The sequence below is a fragment of the Gelidibacter salicanalis genome, assembly GCF_016469035.1.
Taxonomy (GTDB): Bacteria; Bacteroidota; Bacteroidia; order Flavobacteriales; family Flavobacteriaceae; genus Gelidibacter; species Gelidibacter salicanalis_A.
Genome location: NZ_JAEHJZ010000202.1, coordinates 1 through 310, shown reverse-complemented (window position 1 = coordinate 310; position 310 = coordinate 1). Strand labels below are relative to the sequence as shown.

1 protein-coding gene is annotated in these 310 nt (G+C 61.6%); it reads right to left on the bottom strand.

The genetic code is table 11. The features are described 5' to 3' along the window. Nucleotides 1–310, bottom strand: a 310-nt coding sequence (locus JEM65_RS21350) for a hypothetical protein (protein ID WP_199603753.1), incomplete at both ends; no start/stop codon positions are given.

Below are 310 nucleotides of genomic sequence, written 5' to 3'. Positions count from 1 at the left end.
GTCCTTCTTGCTCGACTCGCTCGAGGGATGGGAGGATCGGCGATGCTTCTCCTTCTTGTCCTTCTTCTTGCGCTTCTTGTGCTTCTCCTCGTCGTTGCTCACGTGAGACGAGTCCGGACCCGAGCTGGCGTGTCGGGATTTGCTGCTGGCCGACACGTGGCGCGTCTTCTTGGTTGGCTCGTCCTCGACCTTGATCTCGGGCATGGCCGGAGTGGCAGGCCTCGAAGGCTGGCCCTCCGAGTCACTGGCCGAGAGTACGGCGGGAGGCTCGACCTTGATCAGCTCCTTCTTGATCACGTGGTTTCCCAGG